The organism is Actinokineospora guangxiensis (assembly GCF_042657845.1).
GTDB classification, from domain to species: Bacteria; Actinomycetota; Actinomycetes; order Mycobacteriales; family Pseudonocardiaceae; genus Actinokineospora; species Actinokineospora guangxiensis.
The window spans coordinates 24,479-38,190 of sequence record NZ_JBHSKF010000003.1; the positions used below are offsets into that span (position 1 = coordinate 24,479).

General features: G+C 72.9%; 14 protein-coding genes. 11 read left to right on the plus strand and 3 right to left on the minus strand.

Features of this window, described 5'->3' with window-relative positions; translation table 11 throughout:
* The first annotated feature begins 94 nt into the window (after positions 1 to 94).
* Complete coding sequence (locus ACFPM7_RS06945) at positions 95 to 988, plus strand: hypothetical protein (RefSeq protein ID WP_378245092.1); 894 nt, start codon at positions 95 to 97, stop codon at positions 986 to 988.
* On the opposite strand, the gene ACFPM7_RS06950 is transcribed toward ACFPM7_RS06945, so the two are convergent.
* Positions 985 to 2,001 (minus strand): TIGR03617 family F420-dependent LLM class oxidoreductase, encoded by a 1,017-nt coding sequence (locus ACFPM7_RS06950; protein WP_378245094.1) that lies wholly within the window; start codon positions 1,999 to 2,001, stop codon positions 985 to 987. The genes ACFPM7_RS06945 and ACFPM7_RS06950 overlap by 4 nt on opposite strands.
* 33 nt (positions 2,002 to 2,034) lie before the next feature.
* Here ACFPM7_RS06950 and ACFPM7_RS06955 point away from each other — a divergent pair, with 33 nt between their 5' ends.
* Positions 2,035 to 2,550, plus strand: a complete 516-nt coding sequence (locus ACFPM7_RS06955; protein WP_378245096.1) for a gamma carbonic anhydrase family protein — start codon at positions 2,035 to 2,037, stop codon at positions 2,548 to 2,550.
* A 63-nt stretch (positions 2,551 to 2,613) separates the two neighbouring features.
* Positions 2,614 to 3,615, plus strand: coding sequence for a LysR family transcriptional regulator (locus ACFPM7_RS06960; protein WP_378245098.1), 1,002 nt, complete (start codon positions 2,614 to 2,616; stop codon positions 3,613 to 3,615).
* Here the strand turns inward: ACFPM7_RS06960 and ACFPM7_RS06965 are convergent, their stop codons facing one another.
* Positions 3,616 to 4,071, minus strand: coding sequence for a DUF4442 domain-containing protein (locus tag ACFPM7_RS06965; protein WP_378245100.1), 456 nt, complete (start codon positions 4,069 to 4,071; stop codon positions 3,616 to 3,618).
* 131 nt (positions 4,072 to 4,202) lie between these two features.
* Here ACFPM7_RS06965 and ACFPM7_RS06970 point away from each other — a divergent pair, with 131 nt between their 5' ends.
* The 3 genes from ACFPM7_RS06970 to ACFPM7_RS06980 all read left to right on the plus strand — a co-directional run bounded on the left by ACFPM7_RS06970 (position 4,203) and on the right by ACFPM7_RS06980 (position 7,167).
* Positions 4,203 to 4,706: a MarR family winged helix-turn-helix transcriptional regulator gene (locus tag ACFPM7_RS06970; RefSeq protein WP_378245102.1), complete on the plus strand. Its 504-nt coding sequence runs from the start codon at positions 4,203 to 4,205 to the stop codon at positions 4,704 to 4,706.
* Positions 4,703 to 6,325, plus strand: coding sequence for an MDR family MFS transporter (locus ACFPM7_RS06975; protein WP_378245104.1), 1,623 nt, complete (start codon positions 4,703 to 4,705; stop codon positions 6,323 to 6,325). Before ACFPM7_RS06970 ends, ACFPM7_RS06975 begins: the two co-directional genes overlap by 4 nt.
* Positions 6,326 to 6,459: 134 nt before the next feature.
* Positions 6,460 to 7,167, plus strand: coding sequence for an SMI1/KNR4 family protein (locus ACFPM7_RS06980; RefSeq protein WP_378245106.1), 708 nt, complete (start codon positions 6,460 to 6,462; stop codon positions 7,165 to 7,167).
* A 70-nt stretch (positions 7,168 to 7,237) separates the two neighbouring features.
* On the opposite strand, the gene ACFPM7_RS06985 is transcribed toward ACFPM7_RS06980, so the two are convergent.
* The gene (locus tag ACFPM7_RS06985; RefSeq protein WP_378245108.1) at positions 7,238 to 7,735 is read right to left on the minus strand and encodes an inorganic diphosphatase; all 498 of its coding nucleotides are present in this window, start codon (positions 7,733 to 7,735) and stop codon (positions 7,238 to 7,240) included.
* Positions 7,736 to 7,850: 115 nt separating this feature from the next.
* On the opposite strand from ACFPM7_RS06985, the gene dacB reads away from it, so the two are divergent.
* The 5 genes from dacB (at position 7,851) to ACFPM7_RS07010 (ending at position 13,707) form a co-directional block, all read left to right on the plus strand.
* The gene (gene dacB, locus ACFPM7_RS06990; protein ID WP_378245110.1) at positions 7,851 to 10,652 is read left to right on the plus strand and encodes a D-alanyl-D-alanine carboxypeptidase/D-alanyl-D-alanine endopeptidase; all 2,802 of its coding nucleotides are present in this window, start codon (positions 7,851 to 7,853) and stop codon (positions 10,650 to 10,652) included.
* Positions 10,653 to 10,670: 18 nt separating this feature from the next.
* Positions 10,671 to 11,723, plus strand: coding sequence for a zinc-dependent metalloprotease (locus ACFPM7_RS06995; RefSeq protein WP_378245112.1), 1,053 nt, complete (start codon positions 10,671 to 10,673; stop codon positions 11,721 to 11,723).
* Positions 11,720 to 12,658: a tRNA lysidine(34) synthetase TilS gene (gene tilS, locus ACFPM7_RS07000; RefSeq protein WP_378245114.1), complete on the plus strand. Its 939-nt coding sequence runs from the start codon at positions 11,720 to 11,722 to the stop codon at positions 12,656 to 12,658. The genes ACFPM7_RS06995 and tilS overlap by 4 nt, the downstream gene beginning before the upstream one ends.
* A 28-nt stretch (positions 12,659 to 12,686) precedes the next feature.
* Positions 12,687 to 13,235 (plus strand): hypoxanthine phosphoribosyltransferase, encoded by a 549-nt coding sequence (gene hpt, locus ACFPM7_RS07005; RefSeq protein WP_378245116.1) that lies wholly within the window; start codon positions 12,687 to 12,689, stop codon positions 13,233 to 13,235.
* A gap of 103 nt (positions 13,236 to 13,338) precedes the next feature.
* A complete protein-coding gene (locus ACFPM7_RS07010; RefSeq protein ID WP_378245118.1) occupies positions 13,339 to 13,707 on the plus strand; it encodes a PE domain-containing protein in 369 nt (122 codons plus the stop codon).
* Positions 13,708 to 13,712 lie beyond the last annotated feature (5 nt).

The following is a 13,712-nucleotide window of genomic DNA, read 5'->3' on the forward strand; positions in this document are numbered from 1 at the left end:
GCCCGAACGAGCGGGAATGCTACAGCGGCTCGGGGCCTGCCGGAGCGTTCCTTCGGACTTAGGGATGTGGGCTGTGCGCGCTTTAGGACGCATCGTGAGCATCGCGGTTGCGATCGTGGTCGTGATGCTCGCGATCGGCGGTGTGACGCCCGCCTCCGCGCAGACGCCGATCCAGCTCTCCGCGACGCCGAGCACCGTGCAGGCGGGCAGCTCCTTCACCCTGACCTGGCGGACCTATGTGGTCTGCAAGGCGGTCACGTTCTCCGGCGGCCCGGCCCCGATCGGCTCGGTGTACCCCGGCGAGCCCAGCTCCGGCTCGATCGTCGTCGCCGTTCCACGCGATGCCAAGCCGACCAGGTACCGGATCACGGCCACCTGCCTCGGCGGGCGGGTCGACTACACCGCGACCGTCGACGTCACCGTGCGGACCCCGCCGCCGGTCACCACGCGCCCGACCACGACCACCACGCGCCCGCCGGTCACCACCACTACCCGGCCCCCGGTCACCACGACCACCCGCCGCCCGCCGGTCATCACCCCCAACCCCACCACGACGACCACGACGACCACGACAGCCACGACCACCACCACGACGACCAGCACCACGCCGAGCACCCCGACCAGCACGCCCCCGACCACCACGGCGGTCCCGGACGACGGCGACCTCGCCCTCGACCGCGACGCCATCCAGCCCGGCGAGGACCTGCAGGCCACCGGCACCGGGTGCGTCCCCGGCGCCGGGGTGGTGCTGACCTCCGGCGAGGGCATCGTCGGCTCGACCGTCGCCGACGACCGGGGCGCCTTCACCGCCGACATCACCTTCACCAAGGTCGAGCCCGGCAGGCACCTGATCACCGCCGAGTGCGGCATCGTGCTCACCGGCCAGGTCGACCAGCTCGTCACCAGCTCCCTCGGTGGCAGCTCCACCGCCCTCGTCGTGCTCGTCTTCTTCGTGCTCGCCGGGGTCGCGCTGATCCGCTTCGCCTAGGCGCCTTGGCGCAGGGCGGCGAAGACCGGCGCCCAGCGGGCGGGGTCGGGCGGGCCGGAGGTCGTCAGGGTCATGCGCTGGGCGATGTCGCCGTAGCGGCGGCCGATCTCGGCCGCGGCGCTCGCGGGGTCGCCGACGACGGCGAAGGCGTGCAGGACCTCGTCGGTGACGAGCGCGGGCATCTCGGTCCAGCGGCCGCGCTTGGCCAGCGCGTTCAGCTCGTCCTGCAGGTCGCCCCAGCCGTGCAGCTCCAGCACCGGGCGGTAGGACGGGGTTGAGCCGTAGAACGCGATCTGGCTTCTGGTCTCGGCGATCGCCGCCTCGATCTCCTCGTCGGTCGATCCACTGGCCACAAAGGATGGACCGCTGATCTCGAAGCCCGCCAAGCCCTTGCCCGTCTTGGCCCGGCCGCGCTCGATGGCCGGGACGGTGACCTCGCGCAGGTAGCGCTCGGTGCTGAAGCTGTGGCACAGCAGCCCGTCGGCGACCTCGCCCGCCACCTCGGCCATCAGCGGACCCACCGCGGCCAGCCAGATCCGGGGGTTGCCGTGCGGGTTCGGGCCGGGGTTGAAGAACGGCGTCATCAGGGTGTGGGTGTAGAACTCGCCCGCGAAGGCGGGCTTGTCGCCGGACTCGAACGCCGCCCAGATCGCGCGCACCGCCAGCACGAACTCGCGCATCCGCGCGGCAGGCTTGGACCACGGCATGCCGAACCGCTTGGCGATGTGCGGCTTGACCTGCGATCCGAGCCCGAGCACGAAGCGCCCGCCGGAGAGCAGCTGCAGGTCGTTGGCGGCCACCGCGACGGTCATCGGGTTGCGCGCGAAGGCGACGGCGATGCCGGTCACCAGGTCGATCCGGCTGGTCCGCTCGGCGGCGACGGCCAGCGCCAGGAACGGGTCCAGCTTGGTCTCGGCCACCCACGCGCCGTCGTAGCCCGCCGACTCGGCGGCGGCCACGGCGTCGGCGGCCTCGGACACGGTGTCGGCGTAGCCGCCGGAGTCGAGCTTCATGCCGGGCAACACTACTGATGGGTACCGTGTCGCATGCCGATCTACTCCTTTGAAGGCAAGACGCCGGTCATCGACCCCACCGCCTGGATCGCCCCGACCGCGACCCTCATCGGCGACGTGACCGTCGAGGCGGGCGCCTCCATCTGGTACGGCGTCGTCATCCGCGCCGACTTCGGGCCGGTGGTGATCCGCGAGCGGGCGAACGTGCAGGACAACACCGTCGTCCACGTGCAGCAGGGCGTCGAGATCGGCGTCGGCGCGACCGTCGGGCACCTGTGCGTCATCCACGACTGCACGATCGGCGCGGGCGCGCTGGTCGGCAACGGGGCCACGGTCCAGGACGGAGCGGTGATCGGCGAGCGCGCGCTGATCGCCGCCGGGGCGATGGTGGCCCCGGGGGCGGTGGTGCCCCCTGAGGTGGTCGCCATGGGCGTCCCGGCCAAGCGCCAGGTGCCGCTGGAAGGCGCACCGAAGTTCTGGGTCGACCACAACGCCGCCGTCTACCAGGAACTGGCCAAGCGGCACGCCAACGGCATAGCCGAGGTGTGACACGCGCACTATGGCCGGTTGGCATTACCCCGCTGCCATCGCGGCGGGGTATCAATGTCCCTTATGGCAGAGCTTGAGCTGCGCCACCTCCGGGCGATCTGCGCCATCGCCGAGGAGGGCAGCGTGTCCAAGGCGGCCAGCAGGCTGGGGGTGACCCAGCCCGCGCTGACCGCCCAGCTGCGCTCCATCGAGCGCATCCTGGGCGGGGAGCTGTTCCGCCGCTCGCCCAACGGCAGCGAGCCCACCGAGCTGGGGCGCAGCGTGGTCCGCTCGGCCAAGGTCGTGCTGCAGGACATGGCCGCGCTGATGGCCTCCGCGCGCACCGACGCGCCGGTGCCGGGGGAGTCGCCGCTGGTGCTGGCGTCGAGCCCGATGCTGTTCACCAGCGCGCTGATCGCCGAGCTGCGGGCCTGGTTCCGCAGCTCGGAGCTGCGCACCGAGATCGACTCCTCCGGGCCGGCGCTGCTGGACCTGGTCGTGGCCAAGCAGGCCGACCTGGCGATCTTCGAGCGGTTCGAGGGCCTGGAGCAGCGCTCACTGGCCGAGGTGGAGATCCGCACGATCGTCGAGGAGCCGCAGTTCGTCGCGCTGGGGGAGGACCACCCGCTGGCCGCGGCCGCCGAGATCGACCTGGTCGAGCTGGCCGACATGGACTGGGTCGTGCCCCCGCCCGACCAGGACGCGATGCGGCTGCGCTTCCGCGAGGTGTGCGAGTCGGTGGGCTTCACCCCGAGGATCACCCACCACGTGACCGAGGCGCGCACCGCGATGGCGCTGGTGGCGGCGGGCGCGGTGTGCCTGGCGCAGCCGGCGTCGCTGAGCGGGCCGGGGTTCGTCATCCGGCCGCTGAAGGACGGGCCGCTGCGGCTGCCGGTGGTGCTGGTGACCCGCTCCGACGGGCTGCTGGCCGGGCGCAGGCACGAGGTGTTCGCCTGTGTCGCGCACGCCTACCGGTCCATCGTGGACCGCAATCCGACCTACGCGAAGTGGTGGGTCGAGCACCCCGAGGCGCACGCCGACCTCGACACCGCGCTCGCCCTGCCCCGGCCGAGCAGGCCGAAGTGACTACTTCTTGATCCGCTTGAGCGTCCAGACGACGGTCATCTCCGCTGTGGTGACGCCCTCGGCGTTGCGGATGACGCACTCCACCGGCAGCTCGGGCCGCTCGCCCGCCTCCAGCTCGGCGATGACGTCGGCGACCGGGCGGGTCAGCTCGGCCTCGGCGGTGAGCACGCCGGTGGCGAGCTTGCGGTAGCGGATCTCCGAGCGCAGCACCAGCGGCGTGGCCGCGGCCATGTGCTCGGCGAAGGCGGCCAGCGCGATGGCCCCCGACGCGGTCTCGGCCAGGCCGAACATCACCGCCGCGTGCGGGCCGCCCGCGTGGTTGCGCTGCTCGGGGCGGTCGGGCAGGGAGCAGGTCACCCGGGTCGGGGTCACCGCGTCGAACTCCACGCCCGCGGTGGCGACCCAGGGGACGGTGCTGGTGATCGTCTGGGCGACCCAGGCGTAATCGGTGCTCATGGCCGCATATTACCCATGGGTAACTTCGTTGCGCCGCACCTCACACGAAACTGAGTTGTGTTCGATCTTTCTCGGTGGGCAAACTTGCATGGACCAACTACTTGGGTGTTGCAAGCAATGAGGTGGAGACCGTGGAGCTGACCGTGGACGCCGCGGCGGATCTCACCGACGACCAGCTGGAAAGCGGCAGGCGACTGGCCTCGGTGCTCTTCGCCTTCGGCAAACAGCAGACGGCCGTGGCCGCCCGGCTCAGCAAGGCAGGCGTCGACCGCTCGGCGATCGTGCTGTTGAAGAACCTCGTGGCGCTCGGCCCGGTCCGCCTCGGCACGCTCGCCGAAGCGGTGTACTCCGACCCGTCGACGGTCTCCCGGCAGATCGCCGCGCTGGTCAAGGAGGGCCTCGTCGCCCGCCACGCCGACCCCGGCGACGGCCGCGCGAGCCTGCTCGCCCCCACCGACGACGGCCTCGCCGTCCTGGAGCGCCAGCGCGCCCGCTTCGCCGTCTCGCTCGCCCAGATGGTCCGGCACTGGGACGCCGCCGACCTCGACACCTTCATCGAGCTGTTCGAGCGGTTCAACGCCGACCACCAGAACCACATGCCTACCTTGATCGCTGAATGCGGGGGAAAGCCTTGACCGCCACCGTCGACGAACCACAGCAGAACACCCTGAGCCACCGGCAGATCCTGGTCATCCTCTCCGGGCTCATGCTCGGCATGTTCCTGGCCGCCCTCGACCAGACCATCATGTCCTCGGCGATGAAGACCATCGCCGACCAGCTGCACGGCCAGACCATCCAGGCGTGGGCCACCACCGCCTACCTGATCACCGCGACGATCTCCACGCCGCTCTACGGCAAGCTCTCCGACATCCTCGGCCGCAAGCCGATGTACCTGACCGCCATCGCGATCTTCCTGCTCGGCTCGGTGCTCAGCGGCATCGCGGGCTCGATGTACGAGCTCGCCGCCTACCGCGCGGTGCAGGGCCTCGGCGCGGGCGGCCTGATGTCGCTGGCGCTGGCGATCATCGCCGACATCACCTCGCCGCGGGAGCGCAGCCGCTACCAGGGCTACTTCATGGCCGTCTGGGGTCTGTCCAGTGTGGCCGGTCCGGTGGTCGGCGGGTTCTTCGCCGGCATCGACTCCTTCGCGGGCTTCGACGGCTGGCGCTGGGTCTTCCTGATCAACGTGCCGATCGCCCTCATCGCGCTGTTCGTGGTGGCGCGCAACCTGAACGTGCCGCACAAGCGCGTCCCGCAGCGGGTCGACTACTTCGGCGCGATCGCCCTGACCGTCGGCCTCGTGCCGCTGCTGATCGTCGCCGAGCAGGGCCGCGAGTGGGGCTGGGCCTCGCCCGCCGCGCTGGCCTCCTACGCACTCGGCGTCCTCGGCCTCGTCGCGTTCGTGCTGATCGAGCGGCGCATGGGCGACGCGGCGCTGCTGCCGCTGCGGCTGTTCCGGCGGCCGGTGTTCAGCGTGGCCAATCTCGTCAACTTCATCATGGGCATGGGCATGTTCGGCGCGATGATGTCGCTGCCGCTGTACCTGCAGATCGTCAAGGGCGCGACGCCGACGCAGTCCGGCCTGATGACGCTGCCGCTCACCGCGGGCATCATCGTCTCGGCGATGGGCAGCGGCCGCGCGATCGCCAAGACCGGGCGCTACCGCAAGTACCCGATCATCGGCCTCGGCCTGACCGCGGCCTCGCTGATCGCGTTCTCCTTCATCGGCGTCGACACGCCGCTGTGGGTCACGATGGCGATCATGGTGGCCATCGGCCTCGGGCTCGGCCTGTGCATGCAGACGCTCATCCTGGCCATCCAGAACGACGTCCCGGTGCGCGACATGGGCGTGGCCACCTCGGCGGGCACGTTCTTCCGCTCGATCGGCGGCACCGTCGGCACCGCGGCCTTCCTGTCGATCCTGTTCGGCGTGGTCGGCGGGCGCATCGAGGCGGCCATGTCGGCCGCGGCCACCGACCAGGCGTTCCTGGCCGCCCTGGCCCGCGACCCCGGGTTCACCCCCGGCGCCATCGACCTGAACAACACCGCGTTCCTCAACGGCCTGGACCCGGCGCTGGCCCGGCCGGTCCTGGTCGGCTTCGCCGACGCGCTGAGCACCGTGTTCCTGGTCGGCGGCCTCGTGATGGTCGTGGCCTTCGCCGCGGTGTGGTTCCTCAAGGAGGTGCCGCTGGCCGAGAAGTCCGGCATCGACCGCGCCGCCGACGAGGACGCCAGGTTCGCCGCCATGCACTGATCCGCGTAGTGACCGCCGATCTAACGCGGCCTCCCGGCTTGTCCGGGAGGCCGCGTTTTCGTCTCGTCTGGGCAACAGATGTGCACTGGCGCTGCCGCCATCTGGGATAGTGGGCACCGACGTTTGGGGGTGCCGTGCGCGTCGTGGTCGCCATCTTCCTGATCGGCGGGCTGGTGATCGCTGTGGCGTTCCTCGCCGGAAGCGTGCCCGCTCCGCAGGCCCCGTCGGCGGCCATGTCGGCGCTCGGACCCAGCGCCCAGCCCTCGTCGCGCCCCGCCCCGCAACCGGTGTGCTCGCCGGGGTCCGGGCCCACCGAGATCGCGCCGGTGCCGCCCGGTGTGCGGGCCCGCGTCGACGCGGCGTGGTCGCGCATCGAGGGCTGGCTGGCCGAGAGCCTGACCACCGAGGTCGTGTGGAACCCGCCCGCCGCCGACGCCGCCATCTCCCGCGCGCAGCGCGCCGCGGGGGCGGCCTTCCCGCCCGACCTGGTCGCCAGCCTGCGCAGGCACGACGGGGTCAGGGCGGCAGGGTTCACGTTCCCGCCGTTCTACGCGCCGATGTCCACCGGGGAGATCGGCGCGGACGCGGGCAAGCTCTGCGCCGCGACCGCGGGCTGGGACGGCAGCCACATCCCCTTCGCCCGCGACAGCGGCGGCTGGTACCTCTACCTCGACAGCTCCGGCGCCGTCGGCGAACACGCCCCCGGCGGACCGGGCGACGCCGCGGCGGGCTCGCTGGCCGACCTGCTCGACCGCACCGCCGACATGCTCGAAGGCCGCCGCACCGACCGCTACTTCCCGTCGATCGGCGCGGACGGCGTCCTGGGCTGGCGCCTGCGCTAGCCCGTGCTTCCGATGTGGGGCACGCGAGAGCCGTGATCAGTTCACCCGCAGCCCACATCGGAAACACGGCCTAGTGCAGCTGCGGCGGCGCGTCCTTGAGCCGGGCGTACGAGCGCACGATCTCGGCCTCGGCCTCGGTGCGGCCGACCCAGCTCGCGCCCTCGACGCTCTTGCCGGGCTCCAGGTCCTTGTAGACCTCGAAGAAGTGCTGGATCTCCAGGCGGTGGAACTCGGCCAGGTGGTGGATGTCGCGCAGGTGCTCGGTGCGCGGGTCGTGCGCGGGCACGCAGAGGACCTTGTCGTCGCCGCCCTTCTCATCGGTCATGCGGAACATGCCGATCGCCCGCGCCGTGATCAGGCAGCCAGGGAAGGTGGGCTCCTGGACCAGCACGAGCGCGTCCAGCGGGTCGCCGTCCTCGCCGAGGGTGTTCTCCACGAATCCGTAGTCGGCGGGGTACTGGGTGGCGGTGAACAGCGTGCGGTCGAGCCGAAGCCGCCCCGACACGTGGTCCACTTCGTACTTGTTGCGGCTCCCCTTGGGGATCTCGATCGTGACGTCGAACTCCACGCCGTCCTCGCTCGTCTCGGCTGTCCTCGGTGAGGCCCTAGTGTGGACCACGGTATGCCGGTCGCCCGCACCTGCGGTGACCGGCCGACAGCCGGGGGATCGGGGAGGTAACCAGGTGTCGGACGCGCAGCCACCGGAGGGCGGCAGAGCCAGCGAAGGCAAGCCTGACCAGGGCAAACCCGTGCTCCCGGTCGCGCCTGCCTGGCCAGCCGCCGATGCCGGGCCCTGGCCGGACGACGACACCGACGACACCGACGCGGCCCCGTTACGTGACGAGACCCACGTCGGCCCGCACGAGCCGAGCGTCACACCACCGGGTGAACCCGACTGGCCCGCCGACGACCCCGGCCCGACCACCGAACTCCCCGTCTCCGCCCTGCCCACCCCCTCCACGTCCGACGCCGCGCCCACCCCCCACGAGACACCCACCCACGCCTTCCCGACCGCCGACACCGACTCCCCACCCCCCGGCGACGTCACACCCGCCCCGGCGGGCCCGGCCACCCACTCCACCGCGGACGCTCCGCCCACCCCCGACGACCTGTCCTCGGCGGACACCGCGGAGGTCCCCCGCCCCGCCGCGCCTGCCCACCCGGAACCCCCTGACGACCACACCGCGCCCGACCTCCCCGCGGCCGAGCCGGAAGCCGAACCCGCGGCCAAGCGGAACGGGCCGGACCCGCTGCCTCCCCCCGCGGACTCCTCCGCGGACGCGCGCGACCAACCGGCCCCTGCCCCCAGCCCCGATTCTCCCGCTGACGAGCACGACCAGGACGGTTCCGAACCGGACCCGGACGGCACCTCTGCGGGCCTCTCCGCCGCGGGCCGGGATCAAGCGACGCTTCCGACGGCGTCGGAAGACCCTTCTCCGGGCTTCCCCGCTGCCGGCGGGGACGAGGCTGACGGCCAGTCGCCCGCCGACGGCTCCCCAGCGGAGGCCCCGGCCGAGCGGGACGAGTCCGGCCCTGCCGAATCCCCGCCGAACTCCTTCGCGGACGAGCGGGACAAGGCAGACGCTCGATCTGGTCTGGATGACAGGCCTTCGGGCTTGTCCGTTGTTGAGCGGGATGAGGCAGGTGCTCGTCCCGGATCGGACGACACCTCTGCGGGGTTCTCCCCGGACTCGGCGACCACCCGACCCACCGCCCGGCCACCCCAGCGCCCCTCCCGACCGGACCTGCCCCGCCGCGGTCCCGTCCCACCGCGCCCCTACGGTCCGCCCCCCGTTCCCCCGCCGACCGGCCACCCGCCCCGTTCCGCCCCGCCCGAGCGCCCCGCCGAGCGCACGGTGGTCGTCCGCCCCGTCCGTTCCGTCCGCCCCGAGCCGCCCGCCGAACCGACCGCGTTCGTCCGCCCGGTGGCCCCCGAGCCGCCCGCCGAGCGGACCATGGTCGTGCGCCGCGCCCCGGCCAGGCAGGCCCCGCCGGAGGAACCCGCCGAGCGGACCACCGTGGTCGCCGCGCTCGCGGCTCCGGACAGCGACAGCGGTCCCGAAGCCAAGAGCGCCAACGAAGCCGAGAGCCGCAAGCGCAAGACCGCGCTGATCGTCGTCGTGGCCGTCGTCGCCGTCCTCGCGCTCGCCGCCGGTGTCGTGCTCTGGGTTCCGGGTGTCGCCGAGAAGCTGGGGCTCGCAGGCGAGGAACCGGTCGCCATCGCGCCCCCGCCCGCCGCCGTCGAGTTCCGGCCCGCCCTCGCCGCCCCCGGCGACTCCGCCCCGGCTCCCACCCCCGACGGGGTCGCCGCCGCGCTGGCCGGTCCCGCCGCCGCGGGCGGGCTCGGCGCGCTCACCGGTGTCGTCATCGACCCCGCGAACGGCCAGGTGCTCTACGCCAAGGGCGGTGACACCGCCCGCGTGCCCGCCTCGACCACCAAGGTCCTCTCCACCGCCGCCGTCCTGCTGGCGATGCCGCACACCGACCAGCTGAGCACCAAGGTCGTGCGCGGCGACAAGCCCGGCACCGTGGTCATCGTCGGCGGCGGCGACCCGACCCTCTCGGCGCTGGCCGCGGGCAAGGAGTCCGTCTATCCCGGGGCCCCGCACCTGGACGACCTGGTCGAGCAGGTCAAGGCGACCGGGCCGGTCGACACCGTGCTGGTCGACACCGGGCGCTACACCGGGGCGGACTTCGCCGCGGGCTGGGAGCGGGTCGACATCGCCGCGGGCCACATCACGCCGATCGTGCCCGCCATGCTCGACGGCGGCCGCGGCGATCCGACGAAGGCCACCACCGCCCGCTCGGCCAACCCGGCCCGCACCATCGCCCAGGCCTTCGCCGACCGCATCGGCGCCACTGTGCCCGCCGAGGCGACGACGACGGCCAAGCCCGACGCCGAGGTGCTCGGCGAGGTCAAGTCCGCGCCGGTGGCCGAGCTGGTCGACACCGTCCTGCAGCGCTCGGACAACGTGCTGGCCGAGACGCTGATCCGCGAGTTGGCCGTCGCCACCGGCAAGGAGCCGTCCTTCACCGGCGCCACCGAGGCCGTCGCCGCGGTGCTGAAGGAGAACGGCTTCACCGTCGACGCCCTCCAGCTCCGCGACGGCAGCGGCCTCTCCACGCAGAACCGCGCCACCGCCACCCTGCTCGCCGAGGTGCTCCAGGTCGCCGCCGCGCCCGACGGCACCGACCCGAGGACGGCCAAGCTGCGCCCGCTGCTGGCCGGTCTGCCGGTCGCGGGCGGCAGCGGCACCCTCGCGGGCCGCTACCAGGAAGGACCGGCCGCAGAGGGCCGCGGCTGGGTCCGCGCCAAGACCGGCACGCTGCCGTCCGTGCGGGCCAACTCGCTGGCCGGGATCGTGCTGGACACCGACGGCAGGCTGCTCGTCTTCGCCCTCATGGCCGATGGCCCCGACACCCTCCAGGCGCGCGCCGACCTGGACGACGTCGCGGCCGCTTTGCACGGGTGCGGGTGCAGGTGAGCGGGTAGCGTTTCGGGTGTGAACGCCGCCACCCGCACCGGTTCCGCCGCCGTCGACTGGGATCTGGCGCGGGCGACCGCCAAACGGTTCGTCCGGCCCGGCCCGATCGTCTCGCCCGACGAGGCCGCGCGGACGGTGGCCGAGCTGCGCGCGGTCACCGCGGTCGCCGAGGAGCACGTGCGCGGCCTGACCGGCCTCGGCGCGGGGCTGCCGGTCACCGAGGGCGACGTGGTCGACCGCGACGGCTGGATCGACGCCGCGGCCGAGGGCATCGCCGCGCTCACCGACGGCGCGCTGCCGCAGCGCGCGGGCAAGGTCGGCGGCGTGCTGGCGGGCAGCGCGGGCGTGCAGGCCGGGGTCGCCCTCGCCTACCTGGGCAGCCGCGTCCTCGGCCAGTACGACCCCTTCGGCGGCGGCGACGGCGGCAGGCTGATGATGGTCGCCCCGAACATCGTCGCCGCGCAGCAGGCGCTCGACGTGCCCGCCGCCGACTTCCACATGTGGGTCGCCCTGCACGAGAGCACCCACCGGCTCCAGTTTACCGCCGTGCCCTGGCTCGCCGAGTACTTCCGCGGCCAGGTCTCCGGGTTCATCGCGGGCCTGGAGGACGACGCCGACGGCGTCCTCCAGCGCCTGCCCGAGGTCCTCAAGGCCGCCCGCTCCCGCCCGGACCCGACCGCGTCCACCGGGCCGCTGGCGATCGTGGAGCTGCTCCAGTCGCCCGCCCAGCGCGCCGCGTTCGACCGGCTCATCGCGCTGTCGACGCTGCTGGAAGGCCACGCCGACCACGTCATGGACGCCGTCGGGCCGAGGGTGGTGCCCAGCGTCGCCACCATCCGCCAGCGCTTCACGGCCCGCCGCCGCGGCGGCGGCCTGCTCGACCGCGTCCTGCGCTCCCTGCTGGGCGTGGACGCGAAGATGAAGCAGTACGCCGTCGGCGCGAAGTTCACCGCGCACTGCGTCGACGCGGTCGGCATGGAGCGGTTCAACCGCGTCTGGGACTCCGCCGACGCGCTGCCGCTGCGCGCGGAGCTGTCCGACCCCGACGCCTGGCTGCGCCGGGTCGCGTGAGCGGGCCGGACCCCGCGGTCGCCGACGTCCGCAGGGCCGTGCGCGTCCTGCTGTCGGCCGCCGCGCCCGAGCGCGTCGCGGTCGCCGTCTCCGGCGGCGCGGACTCCCTCGCCCTCGTCGCCGCCGCGGCGCACGTGCGTCCCGGGGTCGAGGCGCTGATCGTCGACCACCGGCTCCAAGAGGGCTCCGACAAGGTCGCGGCCGCCGTCGCCGAGCAGGTCGGCGCGCTCGGCGTCCAGGCGAAGGTCCTGACGGTGACCGTCGAGGGTCCCGGCGGCACCGAGGCCGCGGCCCGCCGCGCCCGCTACGCCGCCCTGCGCGCCGCGGCGGGCGAGGCCATCGTCCTGCTCGGCCACACCCGCGACGACCAGGCCGAGACGGTGCTGCTCGGCCTCGGCCGCGGCTCCGGCCCGCGCTCCATCGCGGGCATGCGCCCCCTCGACCCGCCCTGGGGCAGACCCCTGCTCGACCTGCCGCGCACCACCACCGCCGCCGCCTGCGCCGCCCTCGGCCTCACCCCCTGGCAGGACCCGCACAACAGCGACTCCCGCTTCACCAGGGTCCGCCTCCGCGCCGAGGTCCTGCCGCTGCTCGAAGACGTCCTCCAGGGCGGGGTCGCCGCCGCCCTGGCCCGCACCGCCACCCAACTCCGCGACGACCTGCACGCCCTCGACACCCTCGCCGCCGACCTCCTCGCCCGCGCGGGGGAGGAGGGCGAGCTGGGCGTGGCGCATCTCACGCCCGCCCCGCCCGCCCTGCGCCGCCGGGCCCTGCGCGCCTGGCTGCTGCAGGCAGGGGTCCCCGAGCTGACCGACGCCCACCTGCGCTCCTGCGACGACCTCGTCGGCGCGTGGCGCGGCCAAGGCGGCGTGGCCCTGCCAGGCGGCTTTGTGGCTCGCCGTGCGCATGGCAGGCTGAGCTGCGTACGACCTTGAGCTTTCTGGCCGTTGCGAAGGGAACGCTGTGTACGACGGTGACATCGCCTCTGTGCTGATCAGTCAGGAACAGATCGACGAGAAGGTCACCGAGCTGGCCAAGCAGGTCGCCGACGACTACGCCGACACCGCGTCCGACCTGGTGCTCGTCGGTGTCCTCAAGGGCGCGGTCATGTTCATGACCGATCTCGCCCGCGCCCTGCCGGTCCCCGTGCAGCTGGAGTTCATGGCCGTCAGCTCCTACGGCTCGGCGACCTCCTCCTCCGGCGTGGTCCGCATCCTCAAGGACCTCGACCGCGACATCGCGGGCCGCGACGTGCTGATCGTCGAGGACATCATCGACTCCGGCCTGACCCTGTCCTGGCTGCTGAAGAACCTCGCCTCCCGCAACCCGCGCTCCATGGAGGTCTGCTCCCTGCTGCGCAAGCCCGACGCGGTGAAGGTCGACGTCCCGGTGAAGTACGTCGGCTTCGACATCCCCAACGAGTTCGTCGTCGGCTACGGCCTCGACTTCGCCGAGCGCTACCGCGACCTGCCCTACATCGGAACCCTCGATCCGCGCGTGTACACCTCGTAAAGCCAAATGTCGTGATTCCCTGACCTGGGCCATCCGGGTGCGTTAGCCTCAACGCGACTGCTGCGGGTGGAGCAGCGCGCGTGACCAGGGGAGAACTGACGTGTTGGACGCAACCGGCATCGGCGGAGCCGTCGGCGCCTTCGCGGGCGCCGCGGCGAGCGGCATGGTCTCGGTGGACCCGGACGCCGCCCAAGCCGCCATCAAGGAAATCGGCGCGGTCCGCGATGAGCTTTCGGCCCTCCTGCACTCGGCCAGCGCGGGAGGTGCCTCCAGCGTCCAGATCGGGGCCAACCCGGTCGGCGTGGCGATGGCGAAGAAGTCGGAGAACCGCATGAGCGGTTCCGGAGACTCGTTCACCCACCTCATCCGTCAGCTTTTCGATCAGACCGAGCGGGCGGAGCGCGCGCTCAACCAGGCGATCGCCAACTACAAGGAGACCGACTACGGCAACGCCGCGAAGGTGCGGGGATAACGCCG